At 73.7% G+C, this 15,663-nt stretch carries 12 protein-coding genes and 1 tRNA gene; 9 read left to right on the plus strand and 4 right to left on the minus strand.

Annotated elements, in window-relative coordinates; translation table 11 throughout:
- Positions 1-97 precede the first annotated feature (97 nt).
- Entirely contained in the window at positions 98-1,315 is a 1,218-nt protein-coding gene (locus tag CP968_RS19335) for a sensor histidine kinase (protein ID WP_150519199.1), read from the plus strand.
- Between the two features lie 69 nt (positions 1,316-1,384).
- Here CP968_RS19335 and CP968_RS19340 read toward each other — a convergent pair.
- From CP968_RS19340 to CP968_RS19350, 3 genes are all read right to left on the minus strand, one after another.
- A tRNA-Arg gene (locus CP968_RS19340) sits at positions 1,385-1,457 on the minus strand.
- Positions 1,458-1,688: 231 nt separating this feature from the next.
- The gene (locus tag CP968_RS19345; protein ID WP_150519200.1) at positions 1,689-2,012 is read right to left on the minus strand and encodes a DUF427 domain-containing protein; all 324 of its coding nucleotides are present in this window, start codon (positions 2,010-2,012) and stop codon (positions 1,689-1,691) included.
- A gap of 251 nt (positions 2,013-2,263) precedes the next feature.
- On the minus strand, positions 2,264-3,541 hold the full coding sequence (locus tag CP968_RS19350; RefSeq protein WP_150519201.1) for a M6 family metalloprotease domain-containing protein: 1,278 nt from the start codon (positions 3,539-3,541) through the stop codon (positions 2,264-2,266).
- Positions 3,542-4,083: 542 nt separating this feature from the next.
- Between CP968_RS19350 and CP968_RS19355 the strand changes: the two genes are divergently transcribed.
- The 4 genes from CP968_RS19355 to CP968_RS19370 all read left to right on the plus strand — a co-directional run bounded on the left by CP968_RS19355 (position 4,084) and on the right by CP968_RS19370 (position 8,933).
- A complete protein-coding gene (locus tag CP968_RS19355; RefSeq protein ID WP_150522001.1) occupies positions 4,084-4,761 on the plus strand; it encodes a TetR/AcrR family transcriptional regulator in 678 nt (225 codons plus the stop codon).
- Positions 4,762-4,823: 62 nt separating this feature from the next.
- Positions 4,824-6,362: an MFS transporter gene (locus tag CP968_RS19360; RefSeq protein WP_150519202.1), complete on the plus strand. Its 1,539-nt coding sequence runs from the start codon at positions 4,824-4,826 to the stop codon at positions 6,360-6,362.
- Positions 6,363-6,484: 122 nt separating this feature from the next.
- Entirely contained in the window at positions 6,485-7,294 is an 810-nt protein-coding gene (locus CP968_RS19365; protein ID WP_150519203.1) for a dioxygenase family protein, read from the plus strand.
- A gap of 661 nt (positions 7,295-7,955) precedes the next feature.
- Positions 7,956-8,933 (plus strand): sigma-70 family RNA polymerase sigma factor, encoded by a 978-nt coding sequence (locus CP968_RS19370; RefSeq protein ID WP_150519204.1) that lies wholly within the window; start codon positions 7,956-7,958, stop codon positions 8,931-8,933.
- 83 nt (positions 8,934-9,016) lie between these two features.
- Here CP968_RS19370 and CP968_RS19375 read toward each other — a convergent pair whose 3' ends face one another.
- Positions 9,017-10,072: a helix-turn-helix transcriptional regulator gene (locus CP968_RS19375; protein ID WP_150519205.1), complete on the minus strand. Its 1,056-nt coding sequence runs from the start codon at positions 10,070-10,072 to the stop codon at positions 9,017-9,019.
- A 63-nt stretch (positions 10,073-10,135) separates the two neighbouring features.
- On the opposite strand from CP968_RS19375, the gene CP968_RS19380 reads away from it, so the two are divergent.
- The 4 genes from CP968_RS19380 to CP968_RS19395 all read left to right on the plus strand — a co-directional run bounded on the left by CP968_RS19380 (position 10,136) and on the right by CP968_RS19395 (position 15,663).
- Positions 10,136-11,785, plus strand: coding sequence for an MFS transporter (locus CP968_RS19380; protein WP_150519206.1), 1,650 nt, complete (start codon positions 10,136-10,138; stop codon positions 11,783-11,785).
- A 142-nt stretch (positions 11,786-11,927) separates the two neighbouring features.
- Entirely contained in the window at positions 11,928-12,689 is a 762-nt protein-coding gene (locus CP968_RS19385) for a DeoR/GlpR family DNA-binding transcription regulator (RefSeq protein WP_150519207.1), read from the plus strand.
- Positions 12,686-13,636 (plus strand): 1-phosphofructokinase, encoded by a 951-nt coding sequence (gene pfkB / locus CP968_RS19390; RefSeq protein ID WP_150519208.1) that lies wholly within the window; start codon positions 12,686-12,688, stop codon positions 13,634-13,636. The genes CP968_RS19385 and pfkB overlap by 4 nt, the downstream gene beginning before the upstream one ends.
- Positions 13,637-13,656: 20 nt before the next feature.
- Entirely contained in the window at positions 13,657-15,663 is a 2,007-nt protein-coding gene (locus CP968_RS19395; protein ID WP_150519209.1) for a PTS fructose transporter subunit IIABC, read from the plus strand.

Genomic DNA, 15,663 nt, shown 5'->3' on the forward strand with positions numbered 1-15,663 from the left:
CATCCACCGGCTCACGGAAACGGGACCCATCATCCAGTCGCGACTGCCCGCCTGGACGGCCACGCTGACCTGGAAGGCCGCCGTCTTCATCACCCTCATGTGTTGCGGCCTGGCCGCCCTGCTGGGCGTCCTCGTGCACCGGGCCATGAACCACCAGACCGAGACCGCCGCCCGCGACAAGGCCCTGGCCCGGCTGGAGCGGACGATCGGCGCGTACGAGGCGGGCGCCCGCCTGCCCCGCGGCGAGGGCATCGACCCGGTGGGCCTGCCCCGGGAACTGCGCGAGAGCGCCGTCCGCGGCAAGCGCGCCACCGCCGTCGGCGAGCACCGCGGCCGGTCCGCGATGTGGGCCGCGGGGCCCGCCGCCGACGCGACCGCGATAGCCGTCGCCGTGGACTTCACCGCGGCCGAGCGGACCATCGCCGAGCTGGACCGGGCCATCCTCGGCTCCTCCGCCCTCGCCATCGGCCTCACCCTCCTCATCGGCGCCTTCTCCGTCACCCGCGTCACCCGGCGGCTGCACCTGACCGCGCAGGTGGCGCGCCGGATCAGCGCGGGCGACCTCGACGCCCGCGTCGGCGACCACGCCCGCAACAAGGACGAGGTCGCGGCCGTCTCCCGGGCCCTGGACACGATGGCCTGCACCCTCCAGCGCAAACTGGAGGCCGAGCAGCGCTTCACCGCCGACGTCGCCCACGAACTGCGCACCCCGCTGACCGGCCTGATCGCGGCCGCCGAACTGCTGCCGCCGGGCCGCCCCGCCGAGCTCGTCCGCGACCGGGTGCAGGCCATGCGGGCGCTCACCGAGGACCTCCTGGAGATATCCCGGCTCGACGCGCGCAGCGAGCGGGCCGAGCTGGACTCCCACGACCTGGCCGAGCTGGTGGCCCGCACCGTCCGTGCCTCGGGCACCTCCGCCGAACTGGTGGTGCTCGCGACGACGCGGCTGGAGACCGACCGGCGCAGGCTGGACCGGATCATCGGCAACCTCGTCGTCAACGCCCACAAGCACGGCGCCGAGCCGGTGACGGTCACGGTCGACGGCCGCGACCGGACGGTGACCGTCACCGACGCGGGGCCCGGCTATCCCGAGTACCTGCTCACCGACGGCCCGCAGCGGTTCCGTACGGAGGGCATGAACAAGGGCCACGGCCTGGGCCTGACCATCGCCGCGGGCCAGGCCCGCACCCTCGGCGCCACCCTGACCTTCCACCGGCGGCGGGGCGGCGGCGCCGAAGCCCGTATCAGACTCCCGGGCCCCCGCGGCCCGGCCGGACCACCACCTCCGGGCACACCGGCTCCCCCGGCCCACTGAACCCACCGCCGCCACCCACCACGCAACGCAGAGGACCCCCGACCACAACGGGTCGGGGGTCCTCGGACGTGCCCTCGGCAGGATTCGAACCTGCGACACCGGCTTTAGGAGAGCCGTGCTCTATCCCCTGAGCTACGAAGGCGAGCGACGTCGGAGCCTGCGCGGGACGTCGCCGCATCCTCCGCGGAGGAGTCCGGCTCGCCTCGGCAAGCGCCCCGGCCGCCCCAAGGGCAGCCGAGGGACAGCGTAGCGGATCAGGGGCGGGCTCCGCGGCTGGGTTCTCGGGGGGCCGCGGTCGGCCCGCCCGGTCAAGTCCGTCGCCACGCGGCGGGCTTCGGCGCACCACGGGGCAGCCCCCGCCCGCCCCGACCCGTCAGGTGGTCTCGGTGTCGTAGAAGCAGAGGTGGTCCGCGATGGCGGCGACCTCGGGCTTCGGGTCCGGGTAGGCCCAGGCGATGTCCGCGCCGTCCGGCACGGACCAGTAGCGGGCGTCGCCCTTGAACGGGCAGTGGGTGCGGGTGTCGGACGGGGTGAGGAGCTCCGTGCGGACGTCCTGCGGGGGCAGGTAGTAGCGCACCGGGCAGCCCGTCTCCCGCAGGGCCAGGGCGCGGTCGCTCTCGGCGAGCAGCCGACCGTTGCGCACGACGCGCACGTGCAGGCCGGCCTGTTCGATGGTGATGTCGTGTCCACGTGTCATACGTTCCTCAGCACCGCCGCCCGGCCCGTTCTTCCCGTGCCGCGCACCTGTCCCGCGAACGGGTCGACCGGCCGCCGTGACCGGGATGACCGGCTTGATCGTGCCGGGTTGCCGGGTTGCCGGGCGGCGAGGTGCCGGCGGGCCGCAGGCCGGGCTCCGGCGGGCCGAGCGACCGGACCCGGGCCGGACCCGGGCCGGATTCGCCCCCCCCCGCGTCCTCCGGTTCCGCGTCCGGTTCCGCTCGTGCCGTCTCACGGCCGGGTGACGCGGACCTGGTAGCTGCCGTTGCGCAGTTCTCCGACCACCGAGATGCTGATGCCCGCCTTCTCGTCGGTGAAGGTCTCGCCCGGCCGGAACGGCGCGTCCGACAGTTCCGCGTGCACGTTCGGGCGCCGGGTGCAGCCGCCGCTCCCGCTCGCGCTGTCCGACACCGTGACGGGGCCGCGCCCGGTGTCCACGTCGGAGTCCACCTTGTAGATGAGGACGCCCGGCCTGCACACCGCCTCGTCGTTGCCCGCCTGGGTCCGCACCTCCACCGCGTACCCGGTGCTCTCGGACAGCGGGACGAAGGCCAGCTTCGTGCCGCCCGACACCGCCAGCGGGGACAGGACGTGGTCGCTGACGCCCGACTTCGACGCGCAGCTGATCTGCGTGCTGTCCAGCCAGCCCAGCTTCCACTTGTGCCAGCCCAGCAGGTCGTTGTTGGCGCCCCAGTCCTCGCTCATGATGTCCCAGTGCCCGACCGTGCCGCCGCCGTCGGAGGTGTACAGGTCCGGCAGGCCGAAGACGTGCCCGTTCTCGTGGGGCAGGACGCGGTAGCCGGTCTCCCGGTAGGTGCCGGAGCCGTCGTCCTGCCGGCTGTAGACGAAGGACGTGTTCGCGAGCGGCACCCCGTCGGCCATCGGGGCCTCGCCGTTGCCGGAGAAGGTGACCGACAGGACGGTGTCCAGGGCGGACGGCCCGGCGTTCGGCGTGACGAGGACGTTGATCAGGTCGTACCGGCTGAAGTCGACCTCGGAGTCCGCGGCCTTCGCGATGTGCTCGACCAGCTGGCGGTAGCCCGGCTCGTACGGGGACCCGCGTTCGATCCCGTACGCCGCGAACGGCATCGGCATCCGCAGCCAGTTGCGTATCGGGGCCTCGGCCTGGTAGCTGAGCCGGCCGTAGGAGCTGGTGCGGAACCAGTCCGAGGTCCGGGGGAAGAACTCCGCCAGCCGGTCCGCGGCCGTGCCCTCGCCCTTGGCGTCGGGGAAGTCGATCATCAGGTTCAGTGCCCGGACCTCGCCGGTGGAGCGCGCGTACCCGGGCGGCGTCGGCAGGCCCTCGGACAGCTGCACGCCCATCGTGCCGGTGATCCGGCACGGCGCGAGGGCCGATTCGACGGTCGTGGCCCTCGGGCCGGCCGCCGAGTGGGTCCGGCCGGATATGCCCGCGCTCGCGGTCGCGGTGACGCCGAGGGCCAGCGCGGTCAGGCCGATGTACGCGCAGGTGCGGTGGGGTCTGCGTATCCGGTGGCGGGTCTGCGGCATGGAGAGCGCCTTCGGGTCCGCGGCAGTCGGCCGGGTCCGACTGCGCTCTGTCCGATCACCCTCCGACGGCGGCGGCGCGCCCGCGCGCCGGGAGAGGCCGAACGTGAACCGCCTGGTGAGTCAGGTCACACGCGAGGGTGAAATAACCGGGGACCTGATCCCCGTTTGCATGGGAGTCCCGCGAAGTGGGGACGGGCTCCCCGTTTGACGCGTCGCGCTGACACGGACGGCGGACGCGAGCCGCACGGACGTCCCATCCCAGTCGTACGACCGTGTGAGCGTACGAGTGACCGCCCCGAGGAGGCCCCGGAATGAAGCGCTCCACCACCGCACCCGCGGTCCCGCCCGCCACCGCGGCACCCGCCGCACCCGCGGTCCCGTCCGCCACCGCGGCACCCGCCGCACCCGCGGTCCCGTCCGCCACCGCGGCACCCGCCGCACCCGCGGTCCCGTCCGCCACCGCGGCACCCGCCGCACCCGCGGTCCCGTCCGCCACCGCGGCACCCGCCGCCACCGCGGTCCCGTCCGCCACCGCGGCACCCATCGCACCCGCGGTCCCGCCCGCCACCGCGGGAGCCACCACCCCCGGCTGCCCCGCCGTCCCGCGCCCCCGTGCCGACGCCGTCCGCAACCGCGAGCGCATCCTGGCCGCGGCCCGCGAGGTCTTCGTGGAGTTCGGCCCCGGCGCCCCCTTCGACGAGGTGGCGCGCCGCGCGGGCATCGGCAACGCCACCCTCTACCGGCACTTCCCCGACCGGGACGCCCTCGTCCACCACGTCGTCCTCTACGTCATGGACGGGGTGGCCTCCGAAGCCGAGGCCACCCTCGCCGAAGAACCCGACGCCTTCGCCGCGCTCTGCCGCTTCACGCACGCCGCCGCCGACGAGCGGATCGGCGCCCTGTGCCCGATGCTCGCCGACGACTTCGACCGCGACCACCCCGAACTCGTCGCCGCGCGCGAGGCGTTGGAGGCCGTCATCGAGCGGCTGCTGGCCACCGGCCAGGACGCCGGCCTGATCCGTACGGACATCGGCGTCGGCGATCTGACGCTCGCCCTCTCCCAGCTCAGCCGCCCCCTCCCGGGGACCGGCTGCCTCGACGCGGACCGTTTCGTCCACCGCCATCTCCAGCTGTTCCTCGACGGGTTGCGGGCCCCGGCCCGCTCGGTGCTGCCCGGTGCGGCGGCCACCCTGGAGGACCTGAGGCGGAAAACCATGTGACACGCACATAGCTCCGTTATTAGCCTCTTTCAGTCATTCCGTACAGTGAAGTGGGTACCCCCATGTCAAAAACAGCCGCGATTCCGCCGCTGGCTGCCGATCCCAGCCGCTGGAAGGCACTCGTCTTCATAGCCCTGGCCCAGCTGATGGTCGTCCTCGACGCGACCATCGTGAACATCGCCCTCCCCTCGGCCCAGACCGACCTCGGCATCTCCGACGGCAACCGCCAGTGGGTCATCACCGCCTACGCGCTCGCCTTCGGCGGTCTGCTCCTCTTCGGCGGCCGCATCGCCGACAAGTGGGGCCGCAAGAACGCCTTCACCGTCGGTCTCATCGGCTTCGCCCTGGCCTCCGCGCTCGGCGGCGCCGCCACCGGCGAGGCCATGATGCTGGGCGCCCGCGCCCTCCAGGGCGCCTTCGGCGCGCTGCTCGCGCCGGCCGCCCTCTCGCTGCTCGCGGTGATGTTCACCGACGCCAAGGAGCGGGCCAAGGCCTTCGGCATCTACGGTGCCATCGCGGGCGGCGGCGGCGCTGTCGGCCTGATCCTCGGCGGCTTCCTCACCGAGTACCTCAACTGGCGCTGGACCTTCTTCGTCAACATCCCCTTCGCGATCGTCGCGGCCATCGGCGCCTGGTTCGTCATCCGCGAGCCCGCCGGCTCCCGCAACCGCGCACCGCTCGACATCCCGGGCGTGGTCCTGTCCACCCTCGGCCTGGTCGCCCTCGTGTACGGCTTCACCCGCGCCGAGTCCGCCGGCTGGTCGGACGCCACGACCGTGGGCATGTTCGTCGCCTCCGCGGTGCTCCTGGCGGCCTTCGTCGGCGTCGAGTCCAAGGTCAAGTCCCCGCTGCTCCCGCTGCGCGTGCTGCTGGAGCGCAACCGCGGCGGCGTCTACCTCTCGCTGGGCCTCGCCGTCATCTCCATGTTCGGCCTGTTCCTCTTCCTCACCTACTACCTGCAGGTCGTCAAGGGCTTCTCGCCCGTCAAGACCGGCTTCGCCTTCCTCCCGATGATCGTGGGCATGATCACCGGCTCCACCCAGATCGGCGCCCGCCTGATGACGCGGGTCCCGCCGCGCCTGCTGATGGGCCCCGGCTTCCTGGTCGCCGCCACCGGCATGCTGCTGCTGACCCGGCTGGAGGTCGGGTCCTCCTACCCGGCGCTGATCCTGCCCGCCCAGCTGCTGCTCGGCCTCGGCATGGGTACGGCGTTCATGCCGGCCATGTCCCTGGCCACGCACGGGGTGAACCCGGCCGACGCCGGTGTCGCCTCCGCCATGGTCAACACCTCGCAGCAGGTCGGCGGCGCCATCGGCACCGCGCTGCTGAACACCATCGCCGCCTCGGCGACCACCGCCTACCTGACCGACCACGCGGCCGAGGCCGCGGCCGGCGGCGCCGCGGCCAAGCTGGTCCAGGCGCAGGCCATGGTCGAGGGCTACTCCTCCGCCATCTGGTGGGCGGTGGGCATCCTCGCCACCAGCTCGGCCATCGCGCTGACGCTGATCAACACCGGCCGTCCGGGTGCCGGCGGCCCGGTGGCCTCCGGCTCGGGCTCCGCCGAGGACGCCGAGTTCAAGGTGCCGGTGATCGCCCACTGACGGGGGCTGCGCCGGTCCGGGAATGACTGAAGACCCCGCGTGGTTCAAATTTGAACCACGCGGGGTCGGTCCTGTTTCCGGGGGCCACGCTCCCGCCCGCACCCGCACGAAGGAGCCCCCCGATGACCCCCGCCGCCGCGGTTCCCGCGATCCCCGCCGCCCGGATGCCCGCGCTCTACCTCAGCCACGGCGCGCCGCCCCTCGCGGACGACCCGATCTGGCCGGCCGAACTGGCCGCCTGGTCCGCGCGGCTGCCCCGCCCCACGGCGATCCTGATGGTCTCGGCCCACTGGGAGGAGGCCCCGCTCGCCCTCGGCGCCACCGTGCCCACCCCGCTCGTGTACGACTTCCGGGGCTTCCCCGAGCACTACTACCGGGTCCGCTACGACGCCCCCGGCGCCCCCGCGCTGGCCGCCTCCGTACGGGCCCTGCTGCGCGCCCCGGGCACCCCCGTCCAGGACGTCCCCGGCCGCGGCCTCGACCACGGGGCGTACGTCCCGCTGGTGGAGATGTTCCCCGAGGCCGACATACCGGTGCTCCAGATCTCCCTGCCGACCCTGAACCCGCGCCGGCTGATGGACATCGGCCGCAAGCTGGCCCCGCTGCGCGACGAGGGCGTCCTCGTCGTCGGCAGCGGCTTCTTCACCCACAACCTCGCCGCGCTCCGCCACCCCGGCCCGGGCGTCCCCGCCTGGTCGGCCGAGTTCGACGCCTGGGGCAGCGAGGCGCTGGCCGCCGGCGATCTGGACGCGCTGCTCGACTTCGAGTCCGCGTCCCCCTCGGGCCGACTGGCGCACCCCCGTACGGAACACTTCGCCCCGCTCTTCGTCACCCTCGGCGCCGCCGAGGCCGCGGGCGACCTCGGGTCCCGCCGCGACACGGTGGACGGCTTCTGGATGGGCCTCTCGAAGCGCTCCTTCCAGTTCGGCTAGGTCGTCTCTTTCGGATCTTGTCGGCCGAGCCCGCGGCGTCTGGTGCCGTGCCTGGGCGTGCTGCCGGGGCGCTCGCCTACTGGACGTACGTGGTCGCCTCGGCAGTGCGGCCAGGCACGGTGTCAGACGCCGCGGGCCCGGCAAGATCCGAAAGAGACGGCCTAGGTCGGCGGGACGCCCCGGCCGGCGGTTCCCGCCCCGGGACGGCCGCACGTGACCGTTTTTGGCGTAAAAAAGCAGCTTGTCGTTTATTCGGTGATTACTTCGCCCGCGCAGGCAACCGGCGGGCGCCGCGGGCCGTCTTCAGGGGCGGAGTGCAGGTGTCCGCGGCGCGGCTCCGCAAGGGGCCCGGCCGCGGCGGATGTGACGGCGGTCTCACGGACCGTGTGGTCCGGCGGGGGGCGGCGCCTCTCGGATCGCCCCCCGTTCCCGCCCTGACCTGCATTTCTTCGGGTTCTGTCGGCGTCCGGTCCCGCCTCGCGGCGGGGCAGGATACTGCAAGATCTCCGAAAAGAGGGAGCATCGTGGGAATTCTGTCCCGATTCCAGTCGTTGTTTCCTTCGGAAGCGGGCACTCGGGAGAGTGTCCGGGGACGTACCAGGGCTCGACCGGTGGCGTCCAGCAGCCGCACCGCGACCGAACTCATCGCAAGGGAGCACGCATGGCAACCCGCGCCGTCGCCCGTCGTCAGTCCTCGAGCAGTGCCCGCTCGGTGGGCGGGGAGATCGCAGACCGCGACCTTGTCGGCATGTACCTGGACGAGATCGCTCGCACCCCGCTGCTCGACGCGGCCAAGGAAGTGGAGCTCTCCCAGATCATCGAGGCGGGCGTGTACGCCCGCCAGATCCTCGACGGAGGCATAGAGCGCGAGGGCCGGGCGCCCTCGCGCGAGGAGCTGGAGGCGCTCGCCGCCGAGGGCGAGCGCGCCAAGGAAGTCTTCATCCGGTCCAACCTGCGCCTCGTCGTAGCGGTCGCCCGCCGCTACCCGCGCAGCGGGCTGCCCCTCCTCGACCTCATCCAGGAGGGCAACGCCGGCCTGGTCCGCGCCGTCGAGAAGTTCGACTACGCCAAGGGCTTCAAGTTCTCCACGTACGCCACGTGGTGGATCCGCCAGGCCATCACCCGCTCCATCGCCGACCAGTCCCGCACCATCCGCCTCCCCGTCCACCTCGTCGAGGAGCTCGGCCGCATCCGCCGAGTCCAGCGCGAGTTCAACCGGGAGAACGGCCGGGACCCGGAGCACGCGGAGATCGCCGCCGAGCTGGACACGACGGAGAAGCGCGTCGGCGACGTGCTGGACTGGGCCCGTGACCCGGTCAGCCTGAACATGGGCGTGGACGACGACGGCGACACGCAGTTCGGCGACCTGCTGGAGGACACCTCGGCGATCTCGCCCGAGCAGTCCGTGCTCTCGCTGCTGCGCAGCGAGGAGCTGGAAGACCTCCTCGGCAAGCTGGACCAGCGCACGGCGTCGATCATCAAGATGCGGTACGGCATCGACGACGGCCGCGAGCGGACCCTGACCGAGGTCGGCAAGCAGCACGGCCTGACCCGTGAGCGCATCCGCCAGATCGAGAAGCACGCGCTGCTGGAGCTGAAGAAGATGGCCCACGACACGGGCTTCGACGCCGTGGCCTGATCCGTCCCACCCCCCCCCAGACGAGCCCCGGCACCTATCCCCCCCAGGTGCCGGGGCTCCCCCCTGCCCTGCCCCCTCCCCGACTACCCCCCGGCCCCGGCCAGCCGGTCCGCCAGGGCGCGGGCACCCGCCGCCAGCGCCGCCGGGGCCTGCACCGTGAACGGCAACCCCGTCAGCGCCAGCCGCGCGGCCAGCCACTCCGGCGCGTCCCCGCTCTCGAACCGCACCCGCGTGCCCCCACCGCCCGCGCCCCCACCGCCCGCACCCACACCACCCGCACCCGCACTGCCTGCGCCCGTGCCCACACCACCCGCACTCGTACCACCCGCACCTCCGACCGCACCCGTACCACCGTCGCCCTCCACCGCCGCCTCCCGCAGCCACTGCGGCAGCTCCGCCGGCCCCGCCGCGAAGGTGACCTCCACCGCGTACGTCTCCCCGCCCCGCAGCCCCCGCCGGACGAACTCCTCCGCCTCCATCGGCAGCTCGCGCGGCGCGAACCGGGCCCCCGTCGCGAACGCCTCCGCCACCCGGTCCACCCGGAAGGTCCGCCAGTCCCCGCGCTCCAGGTCGTACGCGACCAGGTACCACCGGCTCCCCGTGCTCACCAGCCGGTACGGCTCCACCACCCGCCGCGACCGCACCCCGTCCCGCGCCCGGTAGGCGAACCGCAGCCGCTCCGGCCCGGCCACCGCCGAGGCCATCGCGGTCAGCGTGCGCGGGTCCACGCTCGCCCCGTCCCCCCGGCTCAGCGCGACGGTGGCCGACTGGAGCGCGCCCACCCGCCGCCGCAGCCGCGAGGGCAGGACCTGCTCCAGCTTGGCCAGCGCCCGTACGGAGGCCTCCTCGATCCCCTCGATGGCGTGCCCGGCGCCCGCCCGCAGCCCCACCGCGATGGCCACCGCCTCCTCGTCGTCGAGGAGCAGCGGCGGCATCGCCGCCCCGGCCACCAGCCGGTACCCGCCGTCCGCGCCCAGCGTGGCCTCCACCGGGTACCCCAGCTCCCGTAGTCGCCCGATGTCCCGCCGGATCGTCCGGGGGCTCACCCGCAGCCGCTCCGCCAGCTCGCTGCCGGGCCATTCGCGCGGGGTCTGGAGGAGGGACAGCAGGGACAGGAGCCGTGCCGGAGTGTCGGTCATGCCCTCCAGGCTGCCAGCGAACGAGGACACGGGGTGACCTAGATGCCGTCTACGTTTCTCTCCATGAGCACCGAGACGTCCCACGCATCGCCCGGAAGAGAGAACGGGCCCGTACGAGAAGAGCGGAACGCGGCCGCGCCGCCGGACCCGGGCGCGGCGCCGGCCGCCGGCCCCCACGACGCTCCCGCGCCGGGCGGCTCGTCCGCCGACCGCCGCCGCTGGCTGGCGCTCGCCATCGTGATGACCGCGGCCTTCATGGACCTGGTCGACGTCACGATCGTCAACATCGCCATCCCCAGCATGCGCCAGGACCTCGGCGCCTCCACCAGCGCGATCCAGTGGATCACCGCCGGCTACGCGCTCGCCTTCGCCGCGGGCCTGATCACCGGTGGCCGTCTCGGCGACATCTACGGCCGCAAGCGCCTCTTCCTCGTCGGCATCACCGGCTTCACCGCCGCCTCGCTGCTCTGCGGCATCGCCGCCGACCCGGCGATGCTGGTCTCCTCCCGCCTGCTCCAGGGCGCGATGGCGGCCCTGATGGTCCCGCAGGTCCTCGCGATCATCCACGTGACCTTCCCGCCGCACGAGCGCGGCAAGGTCTTCGGCCTGTTCGGCGCCATCGTGGGCCTCGGCGCCGTCTCGGGCCCCATGCTGGGCGCGCTGCTCACCGAGTGGAACCTGTTCGGCCTCGAATGGCGTCCGATCTTCCTGATCAACCTGCCCGTCGGCATCGCGGGCGTGCTCCTGGGCCGCAAGTTCATCACCGAGTCCAAGGCCCCCCGGGCCCTGCGCCTGGACCTGGTCGGCGTGGTGCTGGCCACCCTCGCGCTGGTCATGCTGATCTTCCCGCTCACGCACGGCCGGGAGAACGACTGGCCGCTGTGGGGCTTCGTGTGCATGGCCCTGGCGCCGGTCGTCTTCGCGGGCTTCATCGCCTACGAGAAGTACAAGATCAAGAAGGACGGTTCGCCCCTCGTCGAGCTGTCCCTCTTCAAGGTCAAGAGCTTCGCCGGCGGCATCGCCGTCCAGCTGACCTTCGGCATCGCGACCGGCATCTTCTTCCTGGTCTGGACCCTGTACATGCAGATGGGCCTCGGCTGGAGCGCCCTGCGCGCCGGCACCACCGGCATCCCCTTCTCCGTCGCCGTCTCGGCCGCCGCGGGCATCTCGGTGCAGAAGCTCGTCCCGCGCTTCGGCCGCAAGGTGCTCCAGGCCGGTGCGCTGACCATGGCCGCGGGCCTGCTCCTCTACATCTGGGAGTCGCAGCACTACGGCATGGGGATCGCGTCCTGGCAGATGGCCGCCCCCCTGGTCGTCATGGGCATCGGCATGGGCCTGATCGTGGCCCCGCTGACCGACACCGTGCTCTCCGAGGTGCCGCCGGAGCACGCCGGCTCCGCCTCCGGCCTGATCAACACCACCGGCCAGATGGGCAACGCGCTGGGCCTCGGCCTCACCTCGGTGGTCTTCTTCGGCCTGATCGACGACGACACGGTCTTCGGCTCCCCCTACGTCGAGGCCTTCCGCGGCGCCCTGTGGTGGGTCGTGGCCGTGCTGTTGGTGATCTTCGCCGTGATGTTCATGCTGCCGCGCAAGGCGGTGCCCTCCGAGCACCGCGAGGGCGGCCCCGACGCCCCGGCCGCCCCCGCGGTCCCGGCTCAGGCCGACGGCCGGGCACCGGCACCGGCCCCGGCGAAGGTCCCCGCGGTCTGAGGGCCCGGGCCCTTCGGCCCCACTTCACGGACATGCCCGCCTTTGATGGCGGGCATGTCCGTTTTTCTTTGTTTCGGGACCTGTGGGGGCGTACTCTCGGGGGGAAGTCACAGACTCGGGCATGGAACGGACGTAAAGCCACATGTACGCACCGGAGCGTCAACAGGAGATCCTCCGCCTCGCCCGCGAGGCGGGCCGGGTGGACGTGCTCTCCCTCGCCGACCGCTTCGAGGTCACCGCCGAGACCGTGCGCCGCGACCTCAAGGCCCTCGACCGGGCCGGCCTGGTCCGCCGCGTCCACGGCGGTGCCATCCCGGCCGGCCGGCTCGACTTCGAGCCGGACCTCAGCGAACGCGAGGCCACCGCCGCCGGCGAGAAGGACCGCATCGCGGCCGCCGCCCTCGCCGAGCTCCCCGACGGCGGCAGCGTGGTGCTCGACGCGGGCAGCACCGTCGCCCGCCTCGCCGCCCTGATCCCCGTCGAGTCCGCGCTGACCGTGGTCACCCACGCGCTCCCCGTCGCCGCCCGCCTCGCCGACCACACCGGCGTCGACCTGCACCTCGTCGGCGGCCGGGTGCGCCACCGCACCCGCGCCGCCGTCGACGCCTGGGCGCTGCGCGCGTACGCGGAGATCCGCGCGGACGTCCTCTTCCTCGCGACGAACGGCTTCTGCGCGCAGGGCGGCCTGACCACCCCCGACCTCGCCGAGGCGGCCGTCAAGCGCGCCGCCATGGCCGCCGCCCGCCGGGTCGTCCTCCTCGCGGACTCCGCCAAGGCCGGCCAGGAGCACTTCGCGCGGTTCGGTTCCTTCGCCGAGGTCGACCTCCTCATCACGGACACGGGGCTCGCCCCCGCCCAGCACGCGGCGATCGAGGCCGCCGGTACGGAAGTTGTGCTCGTATGATCCTCACCGTCACCCCCAACCCCTCCCTCGACCGGACCTACGAGGTCCCCTCGCTGGACCGCGGCGCGGTGCTGCGCGCCACCGGCGACCGCGTCGACCCCGGAGGCAAGGGCGTCAACGTGTCCCGCGCCGTGGCCGCCGCGGGCGTCCGCACGACGGCGGTCCTCCCGCTGGGCGGCGCTCCGGGCGCCCTGCTCGCCGAACTGCTCACCGCCCAGGGCGTGGACGTCACGGCCGTCTCCATCGCCGGCCAGACCCGCTCCAACATCTCCGTGGCCGAACCGGACGGCACCCTCACCAAGATCAACGCGGCGGGTCCGGAGCTCTCCCCGGACGAGTCGGCGCTGCTCCTGGAGACCGTCCGCACCGGCTCCGCCGCCGCCTCCTGGATCGCCTGCTGCGGCAGCCTCCCGCGCGGCCTGGACCCCCGCTGGTACGCCGACCTGGTCACCCGGGCGCACGAGGCGGGCGCCCGGATCGCGCTGGACACCTCGGGCCCCGCCCTGGTCGCGGCCCTCCCGGCCCGCCCGGACGTGGTCAAGCCCAACGCCTCCGAGCTCGCCGAAGCCGTCGGCCGCCCCCTGGCCACCCTCGGCGACGCCGTCAAGGCCGCCGAGGAGCTCCGCTCCCTGGGCGCGGGCGCGGTCCTGGCCTCCCTCGGCGGCGACGGCCAGCTGCTGGTCTGCGCGCAGGGCACCTTCCACGGCACCGCACCCGTCGACGCCGTCCGCAGCGACGTCGGGGCGGGCGACGCCTCCCTCGCCGGCTTCCTCATCGCCGGCGGCACCGGACCCGACGCCCTCGCCTCGGCCCTGGCCCACGGCGCGGCGGCGGTCCAGCTGCCCGGCAGCGCCATGCCCACCCCCTCGGACCTGCGTCCCGACGCGGTCCGCGTCACCCAGGACCTGCCCCTGGACCTCCCCCTGTCCGAACCCACCGCGGTCTGACGCGCGCAAAGGAGCCCGCGATGAGCGAGATGATCACCCCCGAACTGGTCGACCTCGACCTGTCCGCCGACTCGAAGGAGGAGGCGGCGCGTTCCCTGGCGACGCGGATGCGGGAGCTGGGCCGGATCACCGACCTGGACGGCTTCCTCGCCGACGTGGCGGCACGGGAGGCGCAGATGCCGACCGGCCTGGAGGGAGGGATCGGCATCCCGCACTGCCGGTCCGCCCACGTGAGCGCCCCGACCCTGGCCTTCGGCCGCGCCCCGGCCGGCATCGACTTCGGCGCCCCCGACGGCCCGGCGGACCTGGTCTTCCTGATCGCCGCCCCGGCCGGCGCGGACGACGCCCACCTCACCATCCTGTCCTCGCTGGCCCGCCGCCTGATGCGCCCCGAATTCGTCGGAGCCCTGCGCTCCGCGCGGACCCCCGCCCAGGCCGCCGCCCTGATCGCCGGCGACCCCGAGCCCACCCCGGCCCCGGCTCCGGCCCCCACCCCGGCGTCCGCCCCGGCCCCCGCGACCACCCCCGCCGAGCCGGCCGCCCCCGCCGGCGACCGCTTCGCGGTCGTCGCCGTGACCTCCTGCCCGACCGGGATCGCCCACACCTACATGGCCGCCGAGTCGCTCACCCGGGCCGCGGCCGAGGCCGGCATCGACATCACCGTCGAGACGCAGGGCTCGGCCGGCTTCACCAAGCTCACCCCGGAGCAGATCGCCGCGGCCGACGCCGTCGTCTTCGCCCACGACGTGCCCGTCCGCGACCGCGCCCGCTTCGCCGGCAAGCCCACCGTCGACACCGGCGTCAAGGCCGGCATCAACCGGGCCGCCGAACTCCTCGCCGAAGCCCGCGACAAGGCGGCCCGCGGCGAGGTCGAGAGCCACGCCCCGACCCCCGTCGAGCGGACCGGCGAAGAAGCCGACGGGTACGGGGCCCGGCTGCGCACCTGGCTCATGTCCGGTGTCAGCTACATGGTCCCCTTCGTCGCCGCCGGCGGCCTCCTCATCGCGCTCGCCTTCGCCATCGGCGGGTACGAGATCAACACCGCCCCGTCCGTCGCCGAGCACTTCGTCTGGACCGAGGCGGCCAGCTGGGCCGCCCTCCTCTTCCAGACCGGCGGTCTCGCCTTCGGCTTCCTCGTCCCGGTCCTCGCCGGCTACATCGCCTACGGCATGGCCGACCGGCCCGGCCTCGTCCCCGGTTTCGTCGGCGGCGCCGTCGCCGTCACCATCAACGCCGGCTTCCTCGGCGGCCTGATCGCCGGCCTCATCGCGGGCGGGACCGTCCTCGCCGTCCAGCGGATCAGGATCCCGACCCCGCTGCGCGGGATCATGCCGGTGGTCGTCCTGCCGCTCATCGGCTCGGCCGTCACCGCGTTCCTGATGTTCCTGGTCATCGGCAAGCCCGTCGCCTCGCTCCAGCAGGCCCTCACCGACTGGCTGTCCGGCCTCTCCGGCGCCAACGCGATCATCCTCGGCGTCATCCTCGGCCTGATGATGTGCTTCGACCTCGGCGGCCCGCTCAACAAGGTGGCCTACGCCTTCGCCGTCGGCGGCCTCGCCACCCCCAACGAGGGCAGCATGAAGGTCATGGCCGCCGTGATGGCCGCGGGCATGGTCCCGCCGCTCGCGATGGCCCTGGCCACCACCGTCCGGGGCCGGCTCTTCTCCAAGGCCGAGCGGGAGAACGGCAAGGCCGCCTGGTTCCTCGGAGCCTCCTTCATCAGCGAGGGAGCCATCCCCTTCGCCGCGGCCGACCCGCTGCGCGTCATCCCCGCCTCGATGGTCGGCGGCGCCGTCACCGGAGCCCTGTCGATGGCCTTCGAGTGCACCCTGCGGGCCCCGCACGGCGGCATCTTCGTCCTCCCGCTGACCGGGAACCCGCTGCTCTACCTGATCGCCATCGCCGCCGGCACGCTCACCACCACCGCGCTGGTCGTCCTGCTGAAGGGCACCCGCCGGACCTCCGGCCCGGCGCAGCCCCCGGCCGCCCGCGAGGCCGGCGCCGCGGAGGTCGCCGCCGCGGCCTGA

It is taken from the genome of Streptomyces subrutilus (genome assembly GCF_008704535.1).
GTDB lineage: Bacteria > Actinomycetota > Actinomycetes > Streptomycetales > Streptomycetaceae > Streptomyces > Streptomyces subrutilus.